Annotated in this window: 16 protein-coding genes and 1 pseudogene; 6 read left to right on the top strand and 11 right to left on the bottom strand. The window is 72.9% G+C overall.

The features are described from left to right. The 6 genes from GA0115242_RS08795 to GA0115242_RS08770 form a co-directional block, all read right to left on the bottom strand. A partial coding sequence (locus GA0115242_RS08795; protein WP_161353051.1) for a DoxX family protein occupies positions 1 to 1,398 on the bottom strand: 1,398 nt, incomplete at its 3' end. Between the two features lie 117 nt (positions 1,399 to 1,515). Next, positions 1,516 to 2,454, bottom strand: coding sequence for a 23S rRNA (guanosine(2251)-2'-O)-methyltransferase RlmB (gene rlmB / locus GA0115242_RS08790; protein WP_093826306.1), 939 nt, complete (start codon positions 2,452 to 2,454; stop codon positions 1,516 to 1,518). 90 nt (positions 2,455 to 2,544) lie between these two features. Continuing rightward, complete coding sequence (cysS, locus tag GA0115242_RS08785) at positions 2,545 to 3,948, bottom strand: cysteine--tRNA ligase (RefSeq protein WP_093826304.1); 1,404 nt, start codon at positions 3,946 to 3,948, stop codon at positions 2,545 to 2,547. 73 nt (positions 3,949 to 4,021) lie between these two features. Next, the gene (gene ispF, locus GA0115242_RS08780; protein WP_093826302.1) at positions 4,022 to 4,519 is read right to left on the bottom strand and encodes a 2-C-methyl-D-erythritol 2,4-cyclodiphosphate synthase; all 498 of its coding nucleotides are present in this window, start codon (positions 4,517 to 4,519) and stop codon (positions 4,022 to 4,024) included. After that, entirely contained in the window at positions 4,509 to 5,261 is a 753-nt protein-coding gene (ispD, locus tag GA0115242_RS08775; RefSeq protein ID WP_093826299.1) for a 2-C-methyl-D-erythritol 4-phosphate cytidylyltransferase, read from the bottom strand. Before ispD ends, ispF begins: the two co-directional genes overlap by 11 nt. Positions 5,262 to 5,549: 288 nt before the next feature. Next, positions 5,550 to 6,032 carry a CarD family transcriptional regulator gene (locus GA0115242_RS08770; RefSeq protein WP_003953493.1) on the bottom strand — a complete coding sequence of 161 codons (483 nt, stop codon included), beginning with the start codon at positions 6,030 to 6,032 and terminating at the stop codon, positions 5,550 to 5,552. Positions 6,033 to 6,654: 622 nt separating this feature from the next. On the opposite strand from GA0115242_RS08770, the gene GA0115242_RS08760 reads away from it, so the two are divergent. Further along, complete coding sequence (locus GA0115242_RS08760) at positions 6,655 to 7,332, top strand: DUF461 domain-containing protein (RefSeq protein ID WP_093826298.1); 678 nt, start codon at positions 6,655 to 6,657, stop codon at positions 7,330 to 7,332. A gap of 78 nt (positions 7,333 to 7,410) precedes the next feature. Here the strand turns inward: GA0115242_RS08760 and GA0115242_RS08755 are convergent, their stop codons facing one another. Together GA0115242_RS08755 and GA0115242_RS08750 are read right to left on the bottom strand one after the other, a co-directional pair. After that, complete coding sequence (locus tag GA0115242_RS08755; RefSeq protein WP_015659563.1) at positions 7,411 to 8,091, bottom strand: response regulator transcription factor; 681 nt, start codon at positions 8,089 to 8,091, stop codon at positions 7,411 to 7,413. Beyond that, positions 8,088 to 9,350 carry a sensor histidine kinase gene (locus GA0115242_RS08750; protein ID WP_093826296.1) on the bottom strand — a complete coding sequence of 421 codons (1,263 nt, stop codon included), beginning with the start codon at positions 9,348 to 9,350 and terminating at the stop codon, positions 8,088 to 8,090. The genes GA0115242_RS08755 and GA0115242_RS08750 overlap by 4 nt, the downstream gene beginning before the upstream one ends. Before the next feature lie 237 nt (positions 9,351 to 9,587). On the opposite strand from GA0115242_RS08750, the gene phoU reads away from it, so the two are divergent. Both phoU and GA0115242_RS40665 read left to right on the top strand, forming a co-directional pair. Further along, entirely contained in the window at positions 9,588 to 10,289 is a 702-nt protein-coding gene (gene phoU / locus GA0115242_RS08745) for a phosphate signaling complex protein PhoU (RefSeq protein WP_093826295.1), read from the top strand. Positions 10,290 to 10,410: 121 nt separating this feature from the next. Next, positions 10,411 to 10,563: a hypothetical protein gene (locus GA0115242_RS40665; protein ID WP_176729772.1), complete on the top strand. Its 153-nt coding sequence runs from the start codon at positions 10,411 to 10,413 to the stop codon at positions 10,561 to 10,563. A gap of 75 nt (positions 10,564 to 10,638) precedes the next feature. Here the strand turns inward: GA0115242_RS40665 and GA0115242_RS08740 are convergent, their stop codons facing one another. Beyond that, a complete protein-coding gene (locus GA0115242_RS08740) occupies positions 10,639 to 14,376 on the bottom strand; it encodes a WD40 repeat domain-containing protein (RefSeq protein ID WP_093826293.1) in 3,738 nt (1,245 codons plus the stop codon). A 664-nt stretch (positions 14,377 to 15,040) separates the two neighbouring features. Next, entirely contained in the window at positions 15,041 to 15,526 is a 486-nt protein-coding gene (locus GA0115242_RS08735; RefSeq protein ID WP_093826316.1) for a DUF4265 domain-containing protein, read from the bottom strand. A gap of 190 nt (positions 15,527 to 15,716) precedes the next feature. Here GA0115242_RS08735 and GA0115242_RS08730 point away from each other — a divergent pair. Both GA0115242_RS08730 and GA0115242_RS08725 read left to right on the top strand, forming a co-directional pair. Then, positions 15,717 to 16,314: pseudogene (locus GA0115242_RS08730) on the top strand (site-specific integrase); the annotation flags it as partial. 47 nt (positions 16,315 to 16,361) lie between these two features. Further along, positions 16,362 to 16,637, top strand: a complete 276-nt coding sequence (locus GA0115242_RS08725) for a ribosomal protein L7/L12 (RefSeq protein ID WP_093826291.1) — start codon at positions 16,362 to 16,364, stop codon at positions 16,635 to 16,637. A 104-nt stretch (positions 16,638 to 16,741) separates the two neighbouring features. On the opposite strand, the gene GA0115242_RS08720 is transcribed toward GA0115242_RS08725, so the two are convergent. After that, complete coding sequence (locus tag GA0115242_RS08720) at positions 16,742 to 17,503, bottom strand: phosphoglyceromutase (RefSeq protein WP_093826289.1); 762 nt, start codon at positions 17,501 to 17,503, stop codon at positions 16,742 to 16,744. Between the two features lie 162 nt (positions 17,504 to 17,665). Between GA0115242_RS08720 and GA0115242_RS08715 the strand changes: the two genes are divergently transcribed. Next, positions 17,666 to 19,027, top strand: a complete 1,362-nt coding sequence (locus tag GA0115242_RS08715) for an MDR family MFS transporter (RefSeq protein ID WP_093826287.1) — start codon at positions 17,666 to 17,668, stop codon at positions 19,025 to 19,027. The last annotated feature ends 43 nt before the right edge of the window (positions 19,028 to 19,070 follow it).

Below are 19,070 nucleotides of genomic sequence, written 5' to 3'. Positions count from 1 at the left end.
CGTGGAGCCCGCCGAGGTGGCGCCCTGCGTGGGCGAGGTGGCCGCGGACGGCGCCGTCCGCCGCGGGGCGCCGGGCTCCTCCGGGAGCGGCGAGCCGGGCATCTGGTTGCGCGGCGTCTCCCCGGGCCCGGGGACGACGACCCGGTCGGCGTCGCGGACCGCGCCGCCGAGCAGCGAGCCGAGCAGCAGCGTGATGCCGCAGACGATCGCCGTGACCAGGGCGCCCCGGCGCAGCACGAAGACGCGCAGCTCCCAGATGTCGGAGCGGGGCCCGAGCCGCCGCCAGGCGCTGCCCGCGAGCCTGCCGTCCACGGAGTAGACGGGGGCACCGGCGATGATCAGCGGCGACCAGGCGGCGAGGTAGATGATGTCGGGCGCGTCGTAGGCCGGGACCGTCTTCCAGCTGACGGTGACGATGAGCGCCGCCGACAGCAGCACACCGCCCGCGGCGGCCACCCGCTGCCAGCAGCCGAGCACCGTCAGGACGCCGACCAGGACCTGCGCGAAGGCGATGACGAGCCCGGAGCCGACGGGGTGGTGCAGGGCGAACTGGCGCAGCGGCTCGGCGACCTCCCACGGGTGGAGGGTGTTGAGCCACTTCATCATCGAGCCGCGCTTGCCGCCGTCGAAGTAGACGGGGTCGCACAGCTTGCCCATACCGGCGTAGATGGAGATGAAGCCGAGGAAGATCCGCAGCGGCAGCAGCACCACGCCCAGGTTCATCCGGCGGCCCGGGTAGTAGGCGTGCCGGGCCGGGTCGTCGCCGTGGCGGCGGGAGCGCCGGTCGCCGCGCGCGGGCGCGTCCTCGTCGTCGTACCCGGTGAACTGCCGGTCCTCGTACGGGGGTTGCTCGTCGTAGGCGCTGCCGACCGTGCGCATGGGGGGCAGCAGGCGCCCGCCGCCGCTCTCCCCCGAGGTGCGCTGGGGGCCGACGACGGGGTTCTCGACGGTCTGGTCGAGCTGCTGGTAGACGTCGTCGTAGCCGCCCGGCTCCTGCCCGACGCGCGGGATGACCTGGGTGGCGCCGGCGTCGCCCGCGCGCTCGTCGGGGTGCCTGACGCTGCCGCCCCGCACGGCCTGCAGGAGGCGGTGGGCGCCGGTGTCGTCCGGGGCGGACCTGCCGCTCCAGACGACCGGACGGCGGCGGGCGCCGGCGGGCGCGGCGCCTCTGTTCGCCGGGCCGGCGGCGCCCCGGGCGAGGCCCTCGGCGCCGGTCAGGGACCGCGAGGACTGCGGGCGCCGCGACGACGCGCCCAACTGCACGCGGAAGCTCGCATGATTGACGATGACCTGCGCCGGATCGCTCGGCACCTTCACCATGCTCAGCGCGGGAGCGTCGTCGAATCCCGACGAGCGGTCCCCCGTGGGTGTGCGGGGTGTTCTGGTGTCCACACTCATCTAACCGAGTGACGTGTGTTTAGGACACTGCTTTGACCCGCCGGAAGTGTCCGGACCCCGTCAAGCTCGCGCGGGACGCCGGGATTGACCCGCCCGGGTGAGGGCGGGCACAGGTGTTCAGTCGCGTCGGCGTGCCGCCTCGTACAGCACGATGCCCGCGGCGACCCCGGCGTTGAGCGACTCGGCGCCGCCCGGCATCGGGATCCTGACCAGGTGGTCGCAGGTCTCCCCGACCAGCCGGGACAGGCCCTTGCCCTCGCTGCCGACGACGATGACGACCGGGCCGTGCAGCGCCGGGAGGTCGCCGACCTCGGCGTCGCCGTCGGCCGCCAGACCGACGACCGTGATCCCGGCCTTCTTGTACGCCTCCAGGGCGCGCGTCAGGTTGGTGGCACGGGCGACCGGGGTGCGGGCCGCGGTACCGGCGGAGGTCTTCCAGGCACCGGCGGTCATCCCGGCCGCGCGCCGCTCGGGCACGACGACGCCGTGGCCGCCGAACGCGGAGACGGACCGGACGACCGCGCCGAGGTTGCGCGGGTCGGTGACGCCGTCGAGCGCGACGATCAGCGGGTCCTCACCGGCGTCGTAGGCGGCGCTCGCGAGGTCCTCGGGGTGCGCGTACTCGTACGGCGGGACCTGGAGGACCAGGCCCTGGTGGTTGAGGTTGTTGGTCATGCGGTCCAGCTCGGGGCGGGGCGCCTCCATGAGGTGGATGCCGCCGCGCTCGGCCGCGAGCTGCAGCGCCTCGCGGACCCGCTCGTCGTTGTCGATGAACTGCTGGACGTAGAGCGTGGAGGCGGGCACGCCGCCGCGCAGCGCCTCGACGACGGGGTTGCGGCCGACGACCATCTCCGACGTGCCCTTGCCGCCCCGGCGCGGGGTGGGCCTGCGCACGGCCTGCCGGGCCTGGGCGTTGGCGACGCGGTTCTTCTTGTGCCCCTTGCGCATCTCGGCGGGCGGGGTCGGGCCCTTGCCCTCGAGGCCCCGGCGCCGCTGGCCGCCACTGCCGACCTGCGCGCCCTTCTTGCCGGACATGCGGCGGTTGTTAGCGGCCATGACCTACCTGTCTGTGGGAGACGTGCGTGTGTACGTATATGCAGTGTGCCGCCCGGGGGGCCGGGCGGCACAGTCGATCAAGGACGGGACCTACCGGGGGCCGAGGCTCCAGCGGGGTCCCTGTGGTCCGTCCTCGATGGCGAGGCCGGACTGGTTGAGCTGGTCGCGGATGGCGTCGGCGGTGGCCCAGTCCTTGCGTCCGCGGGCCGCCTCGCGCTGGTCGAGGACGAGCCGGACGAGGCTGTCGACGACGCCGTGCAGGTCCTCGCCGCGCTCGGCGCTGTCCCCGGCCCAGTGCGGGTCGAGGGGGTCGAGCCCGAGGACGGCGAGCATCGCGCGCACCTCGGCGAGCCGGGCGACGGCGGCTTCCTTGTCGTCGGCGGCGAGCGCGCTGTTGCCCTGCCGGACGGTGGTGTGGACGATGGCGAGGGCCTGCGGCACCCCGAGGTCGTCGTCCATCGCCTCGGCGAACGCGGGCGGCACCTCGGCGGCCGGTTCGACGGCGGAGCCGGTCTTCTCGATGACGCGCTGCACGAAGCCCTCGATCCGCGCGAACGCCGACTCGGCCTCGCGCAGCGACTCCTCGCTGTACTCGATCATCGAGCGGTAGTGCGGGGTGCCGAGGTAGTAGCGCAGCACGATGGGCCGCCACCGCTTGACCATCTCGGAGACGAGCACGCTGTTGCCGAGCGACTTGGACATCTTGTCGCCCGCCATGGTCACCCAGGCGTTGTGGACCCAGTACCTGGCGAACTCGTCGCCGAAGGCCTTGGCCTGGGCGATCTCGTTCTCGTGGTGCGGGAAGATCAGGTCGAGGCCGCCGCCGTGGATGTCGAAGGCGGAGCCCAGGTACTTGTGGGCCATCGCCGAGCACTCCAGGTGCCAGCCGGGCCGCCCGGGACCCCACGGGGTGGACCAGGTCGGCTCGCCGGGCTTCGCGGACTTCCACATCGCGAAGTCGCGCTCGTCCCGTTTCCCGGTCTCGCCGTCGCCCGAGGGCTGGCGCAGGTTGTCCAGCTCCTGCCGGGAGAGCTGGAGGTAGCCGGGGAACGAGCGCACGTCGAAGTAGACGTTGCCGTCGGCCTCGTACGCGTGACCGCGTTCGATGAGGCCCTGCATCATCTCCACCATCTCGGTGACGTGCCCGGTGGCCCGCGGCTCGTAGCTGGGCGGCAGGCAACCGAGGGCGGTGTAGCCGTCGTTGAAGGCGCGCTCGTTCTCGTAGCCGATGGACCACCACGGGCGGCCCTGCTCGGCCGCCTTCGCGATGATCTTGTCGTCGATGTCGGTGACGTTGCGCACGAACGTGACGTCGTAGCCGCGGTAGGTGAACCAGCGGCGCATGATGTCGAAGTTCAGCCCCGAGCGGATGTGCCCGATGTGGGGTGCCGCCTGCACGGTGGCACCACACAGGTAGATCGAGACACAACCCGCGCTGAGCGGGACGAAGTCACGGATCTGCCGGGCGTCGGTGTCGTACAGGCGAATGGTCACCCCACCAGGGTAGTGGGCGCGGGGCAGTGAAACGCACCGGACTTGTGACTTCGCGACCGACTTGGGACGTCTGTCAGCCCGCGCGCACCACCAGCGCCGTCGCCACCGCCATCAGTCCCTCGCCGCGGCCGGGGAAACCGAGCCCGTCGGTGGTCGCCCCGGAGACCGACACCGGCGCCCCGGCCGCCTCGGAGAGGAGCTTCTCCGCCTCCGCGCGCCGCCTGCCGATCTTCGGGCGCGGCCCGACGACCTGGACGGCGACGTTGCCGATGGCGAAGCCCGCCTCCCGGACGATCCGGGCGGCCTCGGTGAGCAGCACGGTCCCGGAGGCGCCGGACCACTCGGGGCGCCCGGTGCCGAAGTGCGCGCCGAGGTCGCCGAGTCCGGCCGCGGAGAACAGCGCGTTGCAGGCGGCGTGCGCGACGACGTCGGCGTCGGAGTGCCCGGCCAGGCCGGGCCCCTCGCCCTCCCACTTCAGGCCCGCGCACCACAGCTCGCGGCCCTCCTCGAAGGCGTGGATGTCGGTGCCGATGCCGACCCGGGGCAGCAGGGGCGGCCGGTCAGAAGCCATCGTTGAGCCTCCTGCGGGTGAGGACCGCCTCCGCGAGGACCAGGTCGAGCGGCCGGGTGACCTTGAACGCCTCCTCGTGACCGGGCACGACGACGACGCCCAGGCCGAGCTTCTCGACCATGCCCGCGTCGTCGGTGACCTCGTCGGTGACCGTCCGGTGCGCCCTGACCAGGGTCTGCCGGTCGAACCCCTGCGGGGTCTGGACGGCCCGCAGCCGGGCCCGCTCCGGGGTGGCGACGACCGGTTCGGGCGCGCCGGGCGCGGGCGCGGCCCCGACCTCCTTGACGGTGTCGGCGAGCGGCAGCGCGGGCACCACGGCGAGGGCGCCGTCGCGCACCGCCTCGATGACCGCGTCGACGGTGTCGACGGGGACCAGCGGCCGGGCCGCGTCGTGGACCAGCACGATGTCGTGGCCCTCGGGCAGCGCGTCCAGGCCGAGCCGCACGGACTCCTGGCGGGTCTCGCCGCCGGGCACCACCAGGAAGTCGGTGCGCTCGGGCAGCGCGTGCGCGTCCAGCAGCGACCTGACCTCGGCCGCGCCGTCCGGCGGGGCCACGACGACGACCAGGGAGACGGCGCGGGAGGCCGCGAGCGCCCGCACGGCGTGGATCAGCATCGGGGTGCCGCCCAGCGCGCGGAGCGCCTTGGGGGCGCCGGGACCGAGGCGTACACCGCGTCCGGCGGCCGGGATCACGGCCGCCGTCCGGGTTCCCGCGGGCGAAGGGAGCGAATCGTCAGACATCGGTTCCTGTCAGGTTTGTGTGCCGGTCCGGCGTGGGTATGGCCTGGGAAGTGCCGGGCACGACGCCTTGACCGGACCCTTCCGTGACCCCGGTCGAGCCTGCTGCCCGGGCCCGGCACGCCCAGTATCGGGGCTTCCCCGGCATGCGTGGTGCGACGGCTTCCGGGTACGAACATGCCGCAGCGCCCGGCGACAGCTGAGATGTCATCGGGCACCGCGGCATTTCGGTGTGCTTCGTGCTTCGGTGTACTGAGTGCCGAGGCGGGCGGGTGGCCTGCCGTCATGCGTTCAGGACGCGAGAACCTCGTCGAGCAGGGCCTCGGCCTTGTCCTCGTTCGTGTTCTCCGCGAGGGCCAGTTCGCTCACCAGGATCTGGCGCGCCTTGGCGAGCATGCGCTTCTCGCCGGCGGACAGTCCGCGCTCGCGCTCACGACGCCACAGGTCACGCACGACTTCCGCGACCTTGATGACATCGCCGGAGGCGAGCTTCTCGAGATTTGCCTTGTAGCGACGGGACCAGTTCGTGGGCTCCTCGGCGTACGGCGCGCGCAGCACCTCGAAGACCCGGTCGAGCCCGTCCTGACCGACCACATCACGCACGCCGACGAACTCCGCATTGTCCGCTGGCACACGTACCGTCAGGTCGCCCTGGGCGACCTTCAGCACCAAGTAGGTCTTGTCCACGCCTTTGATCTGGCGAGTTTCGATAGCCTCGATCAGCGCGGCCCCGTGATGGGGATAGACCACGGTGTCGCCAACCTTGAACGTCATGTGACAGGTACCCCTTCCGTGGCTATCCAGGGTAACACGGAAACTGCGGGTTCTGAATGGCGTTTTCGCAGGTCAGGGCATATCTCGGGGCTTGACAACAGCAACAGGAACGTGCTTCGCGGGCCGACCGGAAGAAGGTATTCGCAGGTCGGAGCCACTGTTCGAGGGAGCCGAAACCCGTACGTCACACGCATCCGGAGGCCCTCACGAGGGGACGAACGTCCCCATATGTCTGGTTGCAAGCGTGCGACTTCCGCTACTCCGTTCGATGCACGGGAGGCGGGTACGAGACGTTTCCGGAAATGGATCACACCCGCCGCACGGTTCGGCCCGTGATCAATTTCCGGCCGCACCCGGATTCCCCGGATTCCCTTCCGGGGGATTTTCCGGGTGCCGCCATACGTATGCCGAACCTATGACGGAGCTATGCCGGGCGCGGATATGCGAATGACCGGCGCGCGGTCCGGCGCCGCCGCGCGGGCCCCCCTCGGGAGGAACCGGTGCCGCCAGGGGGAGGGTCGGGTGCGGCGGCGCGCGAACGGCTCGGTAACCTGAAGCCGCCGACACATACTTAGGGCGGCTTTACACGTCGCCACGTTCGAGTCAAGGAGTTGCCGCCGCCGTGAGCAGCAGCCTTCGACGCGGCGCCCCCGCCGCCGCCGTCATCGCGTTCTCGATCGCCTCGCTCGCCTCGTGCGCGGCCGGCAACAACGCCCAGACCCTGGAGGTCAAGCCGGACAACGCGGCCACCCAGGTCGGGGTCATCAAGATCCAGAACGCCATCGTCATCACCCAGCCGGACCTGAAGTCGACCGGTCCCGCGGTGGTCTCGGCGACCCTCTTCAACGGCGGCCGCACCGCCCAGACCCTGGACTCGGTCACCCTGCCGGGCACCGGGAAGACCGCGCAGCTCAAGCCTGCGAAGGGCGGCGGCAAGCTGACCGTCCCGGCCGGCGGCTCCCTCGTCATCGGCGGCAAGGGCAACGCGTCCGCGGTCGTCTCCTCCAGCCGTGAGGCCGTCCAGGACGGCAACGCGCAGAAGGTCACCTTCACCTTCAGCAAGACCGGCGCCGTGAGCCTGCGCGCCTTCGTGGTCCCGGCCGAGAGCTACTTCTCGACCTGGGGCCCGACGTCCGTCCCGGCCGCCCCCGGCACCACGCCGAGCGGGTCGTCGTCGCCGTCGGCCTCGGAGTCGTCGTCGCAGAGCGCGGACCCGGCCTCCGGCACCGGCGAGGCCTCGGGCAGCCCCTCGGGCGAGGCGTCGGCGTCGCAGTCGGAGTCGGCCCCCGCCGGTCACTGACCGCGGCGTCCACCCGTACGTGGAGAAGGGCGGGCCCCCGCGAGGGGGGCCCGCCCTTTCTTGTGTGCGCGGGTCGGTCTACGGCTCGAACTTGTAGCCGAGACCGCGGACCGTGACGAGGTAGCGCGGCGCGCCCGGGTCCGGCTCGATCTTGGCGCGCAGGCGCTTGACGTGGACGTCGAGGGTCTTGGTGTCCCCGACGTAGTCGGCGCCCCAGACCCGGTCGATGAGCTGCATGCGGGTCAGCACCCGGCCCGCGTTGCGCAGCAGCATCTCCAGCAGGTCGAACTCCTTCAGCGGGAGGTCGACCTTGGAGCCGGAGACGGTCACCACGTGCCGGTCGACGTCCATCCGGACCGGGCCCGCCTCCAGGGCGGCCGGGGTGACCTCCTCGGGCTCGCCGCGGCGGCGCAGCACGGCGCGGATGCGGGCGACCAGCTCGCGCGAGGAGAACGGCTTGGTGACGTAGTCGTCGGCCCCTATCTCCAGGCCCACCACCTTGTCGATCTCGCTGTCCTTGGCGGTGACCATGATCACGGGGACGTTGGAGCGGCCGCGCAGCTGACGGCAGACCTCGGTGCCGGGCAGGCCCGGCAGCATCAGGTCGAGCAGGACGAGGTCGGCGCCGTTGCGCTCGAACTCGTCGAGTCCGTCGGGTCCGGTGGTCGCGACGGCGACCTCGAAGCCCTCTTTGCGGAGCATGTAGGACAGGGCGTCGGAGAAGGACTCCTCGTCCTCGACGACGAGCACTCGGGTCACGGAAGGACCTCCGGGGCGGGAAGCGGTTCGAACGGGGATGACTCGTCGGACGAGTCGGGGTGTCCGGCCTCGTCGTCGAGGTCGGGGTGCTGCTGTGCGCGGTCGCGGGCAGCCCCCGCCTCCGGCAGTCTCAGGGTGAACGTGGAGCCCTGGCCTTCGGAGCTCCACACGGTGACCTCCCCGCCGTGCGAGGCGGCCACGTGCTTGACGATCGCGAGCCCCAGGCCCGTGCCGCCGGTGGCACGGGAGCGGGCCGGGTCGACGCGGTAGAAGCGCTCGAAGACGCGCTCCTTGTCCTTCTCCGAGATGCCGATGCCCTGATCGGTCACGGCGACCTCGATGGAGTCCCCGCCGGGCGCGCTGGTCCTGCGGGCGGCTATGCCCACGCGGGTGCGGGCCGGGGAGTAGTTGACGGCGTTCTCGACCAGGTTGCCCAGGGCGGCGGCGAGCTGGCCGCGGTTGCCCCAGACGTGCAGGTCGGCGGTGCCGCCCGCGGCCATGGTGATCTGCTTGGTGCCCGCCGCGTGCCGGCAGCGGTCGATGGCCTCGGCGACCAGTTCGTCGACCCGGACCGGCTCGGCGTCCTCCAGCGGGTCGTCGTTCTGCACCCGGGAGAGGTCGATGAGCTCCTGCACCAGGTTGGTCAGCCGGGTCGCCTCGATCTGCATGCGGCCCGCGAAGCGCTCGACGGCCTCGGGGTCGTCGGAGGCGTCCATGACGGCCTCGGAGAGCAGGGAGAGGGCTCCGACCGGGGTCTTCAGCTCGTGGCTGACGTTCGCGACGAAGTCACGGCGGACCGCCTCGATGCGGCGGGCCTCCGTGAGGTCCTCGACGAGCAGCAGCACGAGCCGCGACCCGAGCGGGGCCACCCGGGCGGAGACGGCGAGGGCGTCGCCCCGGCCGGTACCCCTCCTGGGCAGGTCCAGCTCCACCTGCCGTATCTCGCCGTCCCGCCGGGTGTCCCTGGCCATCTGGAGCATCGGCTCCACGGAGAGCCTGCCGCCGCGGACCAGTCCCAGCGCGTACGCGGCGGAGCTGGCCTTGACGACGGCGTCGGCCTCGTCGAGCACGACGGCGGAGGACCGCAGGACCGACAGGACCGTGTCCACGCCGGGCGGGAGCACGGGATCGGTGTGCAGGGAGGTGCGGGTGGGGCGTTTCAGGTCGCGTTCGCTCCAGCGGAACGCCAGCATGGCGATGACACCGGTGAGTACCCCGGCGATCGCTGCCGCTGCGGCGACCGCCGCGTTCACGTCCATGCGACCAGGTTAGGCATGGACGAGCCGCTGGCCACAGCCTCGGAGGTGCGACCTCGAACACTCGTCGCCCAGAGTTCACCTAGGAGCCAGTGGTGGTTCATTTGAGGTGGCGGAAACGGACGCGTACAGGCCGGAACGTGGGAGCGTGGGGGTGCGAAGCGCCGCTTTTCGGCCTTGCCCCTGCCCCGTGGGCCTGCCCCGGGCAGCCCCAGATGATCACGTAGGAGAGGGAACCTGATGCGGGACGCGTACCACGAGGAACTTGATTCGATCGGTGACGGTCTGGTGGAGATGGCCCGGCTGGTCGGCTCGGCGATCGGACGCGCCACGACCGCCATCCTCGACTCCGACCTCAAGCTGGCCGAGAGCGTCATCGAGGCCGACAAGAAGGTGGACGAGCTCCAGCACGACCTGGAGGCGCGGGCGATAGCGCTGCTGGCCCGCCAGCAGCCGGTGGCCACGGACCTGCGCATCGTCGTGACGTCGCTGCGGATGTCGGCGGACCTGGAGCGCTCGGGCGACCTCGCCCAGCACGTGGCGAAGCTGGCCCGGCTGCGCTTCCCCGAGCGCGCCATCCCGCACGACCTGCACTCGACCGTCCTGGAGATGGGCCAGCTCGCCCAGCGCCTGATGGCGAAGGCGGCGGAGGTCATCATCACCAAGGACGTCGACCTCGCGCTCCAGCTGGAGACCGACGACGACGAGATGGACCTGCTGCACCGCACCCTCTTCCAGCACCTGATGGACGACCGCTGGAGGCACGGCATCGAGACGGCGGTCGACGTCACCCTGCTGGGCCGCTACTACGAGCGTTTCGCGGACCACGCGGTGGCGGTCGCGAAGCGGGTGGTGTTCCTGGTGACGGGCGAGCACGCGGCGGACCTCCAGCCCGACATCCAGCCGGAGATCGGCGCGGCGGGGGCGGGCGAGGGGGCGTAGCGGCGTCCCGGGGGGCGGCGCCGAACGGCGCCACAGTGCGCCGTTGATGCGCCCGGCCGAACGGGCATCCAATGGGCGACGGCACCTGCCGCCGCCCCTCGGACTCCCCCCAGGAGGACCCATGGCCGAGACCCCCAGCACGCCCGACCCCACCCAGGAGCGCGAGACGCACCAGCCCGCCGACGTCCGGAGCCTCCCGCTCGTCGGCGCGTGCGGCTGCGGCTCGGGCTGCGGCTGCGGCTGCCAGTCCGGCAGCCCCTGCCAGTGCGGCTAGCCGCCGCACCCGTGCCACCTGACGGGCCCCGGAGCGATCCTCGCGCCGGGGCCCGTCCGCGTGTCCCGGCCCGTCTCAGCCGCAGGGCGGGCGGTAGTCGAGGCGCGGCAGGTACTCCTTCCAGCGCTCCTCGGTGAGGACGTTGCCGGTGCCCGCGCAGATCCGGTCGGTGGCGCGGTCGGTGTCCAGGTTCCAGAGGCGGACGGTGTCGGCGCCGCTGGAGACGCCGAGGACGCTCCGGTCGGGGCTGAAGGCGAGGAAGCTGCCGGTCCTGGCGTTGGGGCTCATGGCCTGGCCGATGGGCGAGGCGGCGGCGGGGTCGGCGACGTCCCAGAGGCGGACGGTGTTGTCGTTGCCGCCGGAGGCGAGCGTGCGGCCGTCGCGGCTGAAGGTCAGGGAGGCGACCGCCTCGGTGTGTCCGGTGAGCGGGGACCCGAGCGGGGCGGCCCGGCGCGGGTCGGCGACGTCCCACAGGCGCACCGTGTCGTCGTCGCTGCCGGAGGCGAGGGTGCGGCCGTCGGGGGCGAACGCGAGGGTGTTGACCGGGCCCAGGTGTCCGGCGAGCGGGGTGCCCAGGAGCCGGGCGCGGTGCCGGTCGGCGACGTCCCAGAGCCGGATCGTGCCGTCGGCGCCCGCGCTGGCCAGCGTCCGGCCGTCGCGGCTGTAGGCGAGGGCGTTGACGTAGCCGGTGTGGCCGGTGAGGAGGCCGCCGACGCGCCGGGGGCGGGCCGGGTCGGTGAGGTCGAGGAGCTGGACGGTGCGGTCGTCCCGGTCGGTGGCGAGGGTGCGCCCGTCGGGGCTGACGGCGAGCGCGGCGGCGCCCGCGTACCGGGTGTCGACCGGGACGGGCGGGCCGTGCGGGACGGGCCGGGCGGGGTCGGCGACGTCCCAGAGCTGGACGGCGTTCTCGACGCCGATCAGGACGGCGAGGGTGCGGCCGCCGGGCAGGAAGGTCAGGGAGCGCAGGGCCCGGTGGCCGGTGGTGAAGCCCCTGCCGAGCGCCGCCGGGCGGGCCGGGTCGCTCATGTCCCAGAGCCGGACGGCGCCGTCGCCGCCGCCGGTCGCCAGGACCTTCCCGTCCGGGCGGAAGGCGCCGACCTGGCCCGGCATGTCCCCGCCCGGCACGGTCCACAGGCGGACCTTGCCGTCGCCGCTGCCGGAGGCGAGGGTGCGGCCGTCGGGGCTGAAGCCGACGGCGTACATCTCGCCGCTGGCGCCCGCGAGGGGTTCGCCGACCCGGGAGGGGTGGGCGGGGTTGGTGACGTTCCAGAGGCTGGCGGTGGAGTCGGCGCTGCCCGCCGCGAGGGTGGTGCCGTCGGGGCTGAACGCGACCGACCAGACGGGGCCGGTGTGTCCGACGAGGGGGCTGCCGAGGGCGCGGGCCCGGCGCGGGTCGGCGACGTCCCAGAGGCGGACGGCGTCGTCCTTGCCGCCGCTGGCCAGCGTGCGGCCGTCGGGGCTGAAGGCGAGGGAGTGGACGGTGTCGCCGTGGCCGGTCAGCGGCGCGTGCAGCGGAGTGGGGCGGCGGGGGTCGGTGAGGTCCCAGAGGCGGACGGTGCCGTCGTCGCCCGCGCTGGCCAGCGTCCGGCCGTCCGGGCTGAAGACGGCGCTGCTGACCCAGCCGGTGTGCCCGGTGAGCGGGGCGCCCAGGGGCTTCGGGCGGGCCGGGTCGGAGACGTCCCAGAGCCGGACCGTCCGGTCGTAGCTCGCGGTGGCCAGGAGCCTGCCGTCGGGGCTGAACGTGGTGAGGTAGACGGGCCCGGTGTGGCCCAGGAGCGGGGTGGCCAGGGGCGCGTTGACGATCGAGACCAGCCGGTTGCCGGTGCCCACGTCGTCCGGGCGCAGCCGGTGGGCGACGAGGGTGAGCTGCGCGGAGAGCGAGGGGTCGGAGTACTGGAAGCGGTCCGCCTCGGCGAGGACCTGCGCGAACACCGCGTCGTCGCGCTGCCTGCGGGCGTCGATCGCCGCCCACCCGGCCAGCACGGCGAGGACCGTCAGCGCGGCGACCGCGCCCCGGCTGAGCAGCCGGGTGCGGCGGCGGACCCGGTTCGACGCGGCCAGGAACTCGGCGGCGGTCCTGGTCAGGAAGGCGTCGCCGGCCGCCCTGGCCCAGGCGTGCGCCTGCGCGAGCCGGGAGCCGCGGTAGAGCAGGGACGCGTCCCTCGCGGACCCCTTCCAGGCGCGGGCGTCCTCCTCCAGGCGCTGGCGCAGCAGGTGGTCGCCGCGGTCCTCGTCGATCCAGCCGCGCAGCCGGGGCCAGGCGTGCAGCAGTGCCTCGTGGGTGATCTCCACGGTCTCCGCGTCCAGCGTCACCAGCCGGGCCCTGACCAGCGCCTCCAGGGACTCCTCCGTCTTTCCCGGGTCGGCCGACTCGTCCGCGAGCTGGCGCCGGGTGCCGCGGCGCCGGGTCGCCTGCGTGTCCTCGCCGAGCCTGACCAGCCGCAGCAGCAGATGGCGGACGGCGGTGCGGGCGGCCGGGTCCAGCCCCGCCCAGGCGCGTTCGGCGGTGGCGGCGACGGCGCCCTGGATGCCGCCGGCCGCCCGGTACCCGGCGACGGTGATCCGGCCGCCGGTGCGGCGCTGCCAGGTGGCGAGCAGGGCGTGCGACAGCAGCGGCAGCACCCCGGAGCCGTGCGCGCCGCGCGCCCCGTCGCCGACCTCCCGCACGATCAGCTCCGCGAGCCCCGGCTCCAGTTCGAGCCCGACGGCCTTCGCGGGGGCGGTGACGGCCGCGCGCAGCTCGGCCCTGGTGAGCGGGCCGAGGACCATGTGGCGGTGCTGGAGGGCGTCGGCGAGTTCGGGATGGGTGAGGCACTGCTCGTAGAAGTCGGCGCGCAGCCCGAGGACGACGAGGACGGGCGGGTCCTCACCGGCGCAGACGGCGTGCAGCAGCCGGACGAAGAGGCGCCGCCGGGCGTCGTCGCCGCAGAGGGTGAACGCCTCCTCGAACTGGTCGACGATGAGAACGGGCCGCGCGAGGGGGTCGGCGGGGCGGCCCGCCGGGCCCTCGGCGCCCGGGGGGTCTGGGGTGCCCGGGGTGCTCGGGGTGCCCGTCGTGCCCGTCGTGCTCGGGTCCCGGGCCCACGCCGTGACGGCGTCCCGGGCGGCGGGGACGAGGCCGGGGGCGTCCGGGGAGCCCGCGGCCCCGGTGACGACGCCGGCCAGGGCGGGTATCAGGGCGGTCAGCGCGGCGACCGGATCGGCGCCGGGCACCAGCCGCGCCGCGGCGCCGTCCCCGAGTGCGGTGACCAGTCCGGCGTTGAGCAGGGAGGACTTCCCCGCGCCTGACGCGCCGACGAGCATGACGAGACCGCCGGTGCGCGCGGCGGAGCGGAGCTGGTCGAGGAGGGCGTCGGTGCTGCGCTCCCGGCCGAAGAACCAGCGGGCGTCCTCGGGCCGGAAGGAGGCGAGCCCCCGGTAGGGGCAGACCCCGCCGACGGCGTCCGCCTCCCGCGCGCCGGGGCCGGTGGCGTCCCCCTCCACCGGGTCGGCGAGGGCCCGTTCCCACAGCCGCTGCCAGTGGGCGATGTCGTAGAGCCCCTCGGAGACGGGCTCGGGCCGGGTCCGGCGGGCCTGCGGGACGAGGACGTGCAGGACGGCGGCGAGGGCGGCGAACTGCGCGGGGACGTTCCGCGCGCGGCGCCAGTCGCTGATGCGCTGCGCGGAGACCCGTACGGGGCGCCCGCGTTCGTCCACGCGCCGCAGACGCGCGACGGCGTCGGAGACGCTCTTGAGGGGCGGGTTCCCGGCCTCCTGGTAGAGCAGCGCGAGCCGTTCGGCGAAGGCGGTACGGACCGTCGAGGCGGAGCCCAAGACCCTCCCCCGTTCTTCCCCTCACGACGCCGGCCGTCCGGACCGGAAAACCCAGCGTACCTGCCTGACCTGCGGAGACGTAGGCCCGGAAAGGGTCCGAACTCCCCCCGCCACCCGCCCCCTTGGCAGGATTCCCCCCGGAACGTCCGGTACCGGTCCCCGCGAGGGGAGGGACCGGTGCCACGGGCGTCCGATCCCCGCGCGGGGGGGGCGTCGGGGGGATGCTTGCGGGGGCGGGGGGGCGTCTGCGGGGGCAGGTGGGGGACACGTGGGGGGACATGTGGGGGCGCCTGCGGGGACCCGTGGGGGGCACCTGCCGGGGGGCCTGCGGGCGGGAATCCACGCTCCCGGCTGCGGCGACGGGGATGCTTGCGGCGACCGAGCAGGCTTGCCGGCATTCGCCGCACCTGACGACCCGGTCCGGCCCGGCCGGGCCCGGCCACAGCAAAAGCCCCCGCCCGCGAGGTGGACGCGGGTCGGGGGCTCGGGGGTCGGGCTACTTCTTCTTGCCCTGGGTGTTGGCGGGGATCTTGGTGAGCTGGGTCTTTGCTGGTCAGGGGTGGTGGGCTCGTGCACCTGGTGGTCGTTGTCGGTCGTCATTGGCCACTGTTGAGCGGCCTCGGACGGCCCAGCGACGGCCCAGCCATGGGCACGCTGAACGGCGTCAGCCGACGGAAGCGGCTCGCCACTGCGCGGTGATGCAGCCCTCTTCCATGTGCCACCACTCTTTGGTCACCCCGTGCCGGAGCAGCCTCTGCACCTTGGCGAGATCAGCGGTGGGTGGGACGTCCAGGGCAACCATGCGGAACCTTTCGATGCCCTCGCCGTCGACGCCGAGTTTGTGGAACGCGTTGATCACGCTCTGCCGTGCTGCTCCCGAACCGCCGTCTCGGAGGACGATGAGGCGGATGGCGCAGTTCTCCGAACGCCGGACCACGTCGCCGGCCCACCGCACACCTTCCTCGTCGGGCTGGGTGGCCACGACGTCCCCGCAGGCGATGCCGCGGACGAACCACGGGATGTTGTCGAGCCGTGCGGTGCCGTCGCCCTGGTCGACCGCCCACAGACTCTCCACCGACGCCGGGGGCCAGTCGTCCTCGATCTCCAGCCGGAAATGCACCTTCACGTAAGGGCCTTCGGGGGTCGTCATGGTGCCCAGGATGCACAGTTCTGCCACGTCAGCCGCAGGTGGGTGACGGGAGAGGTCTGCTCAGAGTTGGACGCAGATTCGTCTGCGCCTCAGCCGACGACAGTCAGCCACTACGGCGGGGGTGTGCCGACCAGAGCAGGCCACGACGGCCGACCCTTGACGACGATGCCGGAGCCCTCAGCTTGGGAAACTGCGGGCCCTTGCGGTTACCGACAGGCGCGTCGCCCCCTGGACGCCGGAAGGCGTCTTCGCCGTCCGGGCCGGCATGCCCGAGCGGTTCCGGGCCATGGTCGACCTGGGAGGCGGCTGCGGGTTGCGACAGGGCGAGATTCTCGGCGTGGCCGTCGACGCGATCGACTTCGAGTCGGACACATTGCACGTGGTCCAGCAGCTCAAGCTGAGCCGAAGCAAGGCAGTGTTCGCGCCGCCCAAGGGGGGCAAGCTCCGGGACGTGCCGCACCGGACCGCGCGGAGGTCACGTCTGGCGGACGTCGCTCAACGAGGAGGCGTGGAAGCGGGCACTGGCTGCGGCTGGCGTGATCCCCGAGCGGAAGCCAGGCGAGCCGTACGCCGGGTCCCGCGAGAACGGTATGCACGCGCTACGGCACTTCTACGCCTCGGTGCTCTTGGACGCGGGAGAGAACATCAAGGCCCACGCCGAGTACCTCGGCCACTCGGACCCGGGCTTGACCCTCCGGGTGTACGCGCATCTGATGCCGTCCAGCCAGGAGAGCACACGCAAGGCCGTGACGGCTTGTCTTCGACGCCACCAGAACTTTGCGACATGACGGCTGAGGGCTCATACCCTCCGAACCGGAGAGGGGCGGGTGAAGCAATGACAGACAGGCACTTCTTGCTGGTGTGCGACGACGTTCCTCAGGACGTGGTGCTCACCGACCCTGGTATCCGTGTGATGGACGTCGTCCAGGTCGTGCGTCGGCTGACGGGGCTGAGCCTCTGGCGCGGCAAGATCCTGGCGGCGCAGGTTCCCGCAGTCATCCTCACCTGCGTGTCCGAGGAGGACGCGGCGGCAGCCGTCTCGGCCCTCCGCGATGCGGGGGCCCGGGCAGAGACAAGAGGGCAGCCGGAGCCGGACTTCCTGAAGCACTGAGTACGGCCCGATCAACCGGCCAACGGCCCAGAGACGGCTCACGCCTACCAAAAAAGCCCCCTACCGACGGAGAACCCGCAGGCAGGGGGCTTGATCAGCGCTGCTTACTTCTTCTTCCCCTGGTTCTTGACCGCCTCGATCGCTGCCGCCGCCGCGGCCGGGTCGAGGTAGGTGCCGCCCGGGGTCAGCGGCTTGAAGTCGGCGTCCAGGTCGTAGGACAGGGGGATGCCCGTCGGGATGTTCAGGGACGCGATGTCCGCGTCCGAAATGCCGTCGAGGTGCTTGACCAGGGCGCGGAGGCTGTTGCCGTGGGCCGCGACCAGGACCGTGCGGCCGGTCAGCAGGTCCGGGACGATCGCGTCGTACCAGTACGGCAGCATGCGGTGGACGACGTCCTTGAGGCACTCCGTGCGCGGGCGCAGCTCCGGCGGGATCGTCGCGTAGCGCGGGTCGTCCGACTGGGAGAACTCGGTGCCGTCCTCGAGGGCGGGCGGCGGGGTGTCGTAGGACCGGCGCCACAGCATGAACTGCTCCTCGCCGAACTCGGCGAGCGTCTGGGCCTTGTCCTTGCCCTGGAGAGCGCCGTAGTGACGCTCGTTCAGGCGCCACGAGCGGTGGACGGGGATCCAGTGGCGGTCGGCGGACTCCAGCGCGAGCTGGGCCGTGCGGATCGCGCGCTTCTGGAGGGACGTGTGGACCACGTCGGGGAGAAGGTCGGCGTCCTTCAGCAGCTCGCCGCCGCGGACCGCCTCCTTCTCGCCCTTCTCGTTGAGGTTCACGTCCACCCAGCCGGTGAACAGGTTCTTCGCGTTCCACTCGCTCTCGCCGTGGCGGAGGAGGATCAGCTTGTACGGTGCGTCGGCCATGGGTCAGAGCGTAATCCACCTGTTCGGGGCCCGTCGCAGGCGCCCGGAGGCCGGACAGTTGACGGCATTTGTTAATCGGGTGGCTCGGGTGAGCGCCGCGAATGTAACTTCCCCATGTCGCCTCAGACACTTACCCACTGTTGTCGGTCCCGGGGGAGAACCATGCCGCTCGCCAGCCTCAGACGCGCCGCCCAGGAGACCGTCTCCGGCCTGCCCCGTGACTTCTGGTGGCTGTGGACCAGCACCCTCGTCAACCGGCTCGGCGCGTTCGTCGCCACCTTCATGGCCCTGTACCTGACGATCGACCGCGGCTACAGCGCCTCCTACGCGGGCCTCGTCGCGTCCCTGCACGGGCTCGGCGGCGTGCTCTCCTCGCTGGGCGCCGGGGTGATGACCGACCGGCTCGGGCGCCGCCCCACCCTGCTCGTGGCGCAGTCCGCGACGGCCGCCTCGGTCGCCCTGCTGGGCTTCATGCACCACCCCGTCGCCATCGCCGCCGTCGCCTTCCTGGTCGGCATGGCGTCGAACGCGTCGCGGCCCGCCGTGCAGGCGATGATGGCGGACATCGTCGCGCCCGAGGACCGGGTGCGGGCCTTCTCCCTCAACTACTGGGCCATCAACCTCGGTTTCGCGATCTCCTCGGTGGCCGCCGGGTTCATCGCCGAGTTCAGCTACCTCGCCGGGTTCCTGCTGGAGGCCGGGATGACGGCGGTCTGCGCGGTCGTCGTCTTCCTGAAGCTGCCGGAGTCCCGGCCGCAGCGGACGCCCGCCGAGAAGAAGGCCGCGGACGAGATCGGCCTCGGCACGGTGCTGCGCGACGGCCGGTTCATGGGCGTCGTCGGGCTGTCGTTCCTGATCTCGGTGATCTTCCAGCAGGGCTCGATCGGGCTGCCCGTCGCGATGGGCGCGGCCGGGTTCACACCCGCCGACTACGGCACGGCCATCGCCGTCAACGGGGTGCTGATCGTCGTGCTCCAGATCCCCGTCACCCGGTTCATCGAGCACCGCGACCCCAAGCGGCTGCTGGTCGTGTCGGCGATCCTCGCCGGGTACGGCTTCGGGCTCACCGCGTTCGCCGGGTCGGTCGGTGTCTTCGCGCTCACCGTCTGCGTGTGGACCCTCGCCGAGATCGTGAACGCGCCGACCCAGACCGGTCTCGTCGTGCGCCTCTCCCCCGTCCACGGGCGCGGCCGCTACCAGGGCATGTACACGCTCTCCTGGGCGGTCGCGGCCCTGGTGGCGCCGCTGATGTCGGGCTTCGTCATCGACCGCTACGGCGCGCAGTGGCTCTGGGGCCTGTGCGCGGTCGTCGGCACGGTGGCCGCCGTGGGGTACGCGGCCCTGATGCGGGGGCTGCCCCCGATCAGCGAGACCGTCACCGCGACGGCCTCGACGGCGGCACCCACGGGAACCGCGGAGTCGGCGGGAACGGCGGGAACGGCGGGAACCGGGGCGGTCGGGGCGGAGGGCGGCGGCCTCTCCGGCGCCGCCGGGCGCTCGGACGCCACCTCGCCCGTCGTCTGAGACGGCGGTCGGGCTGCGACCGCCCCGCGCGGGCGCCCGGCGA

The organism is Streptomyces sp. SolWspMP-5a-2 (assembly GCF_900091845.1).
Taxonomy (GTDB): Bacteria; Actinomycetota; Actinomycetes; order Streptomycetales; family Streptomycetaceae; genus Streptomyces; species Streptomyces doudnae.
Note: the sequence above shows the minus strand (reverse complement) of the source record. Positions and strands in the feature narration are given on the sequence as shown.

Excerpts from the sequence above, each read along its gene's own strand:
- GA0115242_RS08725 (WP_093826291.1), top strand. The coding sequence starts at position 16,362 with ATGACAGACAGGCACTTCTTGCTGGTGTGCGACGACGTTCCTCAGGAC.
- GA0115242_RS40665 (WP_176729772.1), top strand. The coding sequence starts at position 10,411 with ATGGCCGAGACCCCCAGCACGCCCGACCCCACCCAGGAGCGCGAGACG.
- GA0115242_RS08770 (WP_003953493.1), bottom strand. The coding sequence starts at position 6,032 with ATGACGTTCAAGGTTGGCGACACCGTGGTCTATCCCCATCACGGGGCC.
- GA0115242_RS08720 (WP_093826289.1), bottom strand. The coding sequence starts at position 17,503 with ATGGCCGACGCACCGTACAAGCTGATCCTCCTCCGCCACGGCGAGAGC.
- rlmB (WP_093826306.1), bottom strand. The coding sequence starts at position 2,454 with ATGGCCGCTAACAACCGCCGCATGTCCGGCAAGAAGGGCGCGCAGGTC.
- GA0115242_RS08750 (WP_093826296.1), bottom strand. The coding sequence starts at position 9,350 with ATGGACGTGAACGCGGCGGTCGCCGCAGCGGCAGCGATCGCCGGGGTA.
- phoU (WP_093826295.1), top strand. The coding sequence starts at position 9,588 with ATGCGGGACGCGTACCACGAGGAACTTGATTCGATCGGTGACGGTCTG.
- GA0115242_RS08715 (WP_093826287.1), top strand. The coding sequence starts at position 17,666 with ATGCCGCTCGCCAGCCTCAGACGCGCCGCCCAGGAGACCGTCTCCGGC.
- ispD (WP_093826299.1), bottom strand. The coding sequence starts at position 5,261 with ATGTCTGACGATTCGCTCCCTTCGCCCGCGGGAACCCGGACGGCGGCC.
- GA0115242_RS08735 (WP_093826316.1), bottom strand. The coding sequence starts at position 15,526 with ATGACGACCCCCGAAGGCCCTTACGTGAAGGTGCATTTCCGGCTGGAG.
- ispF (WP_093826302.1), bottom strand. The coding sequence starts at position 4,519 with ATGGCTTCTGACCGGCCGCCCCTGCTGCCCCGGGTCGGCATCGGCACC.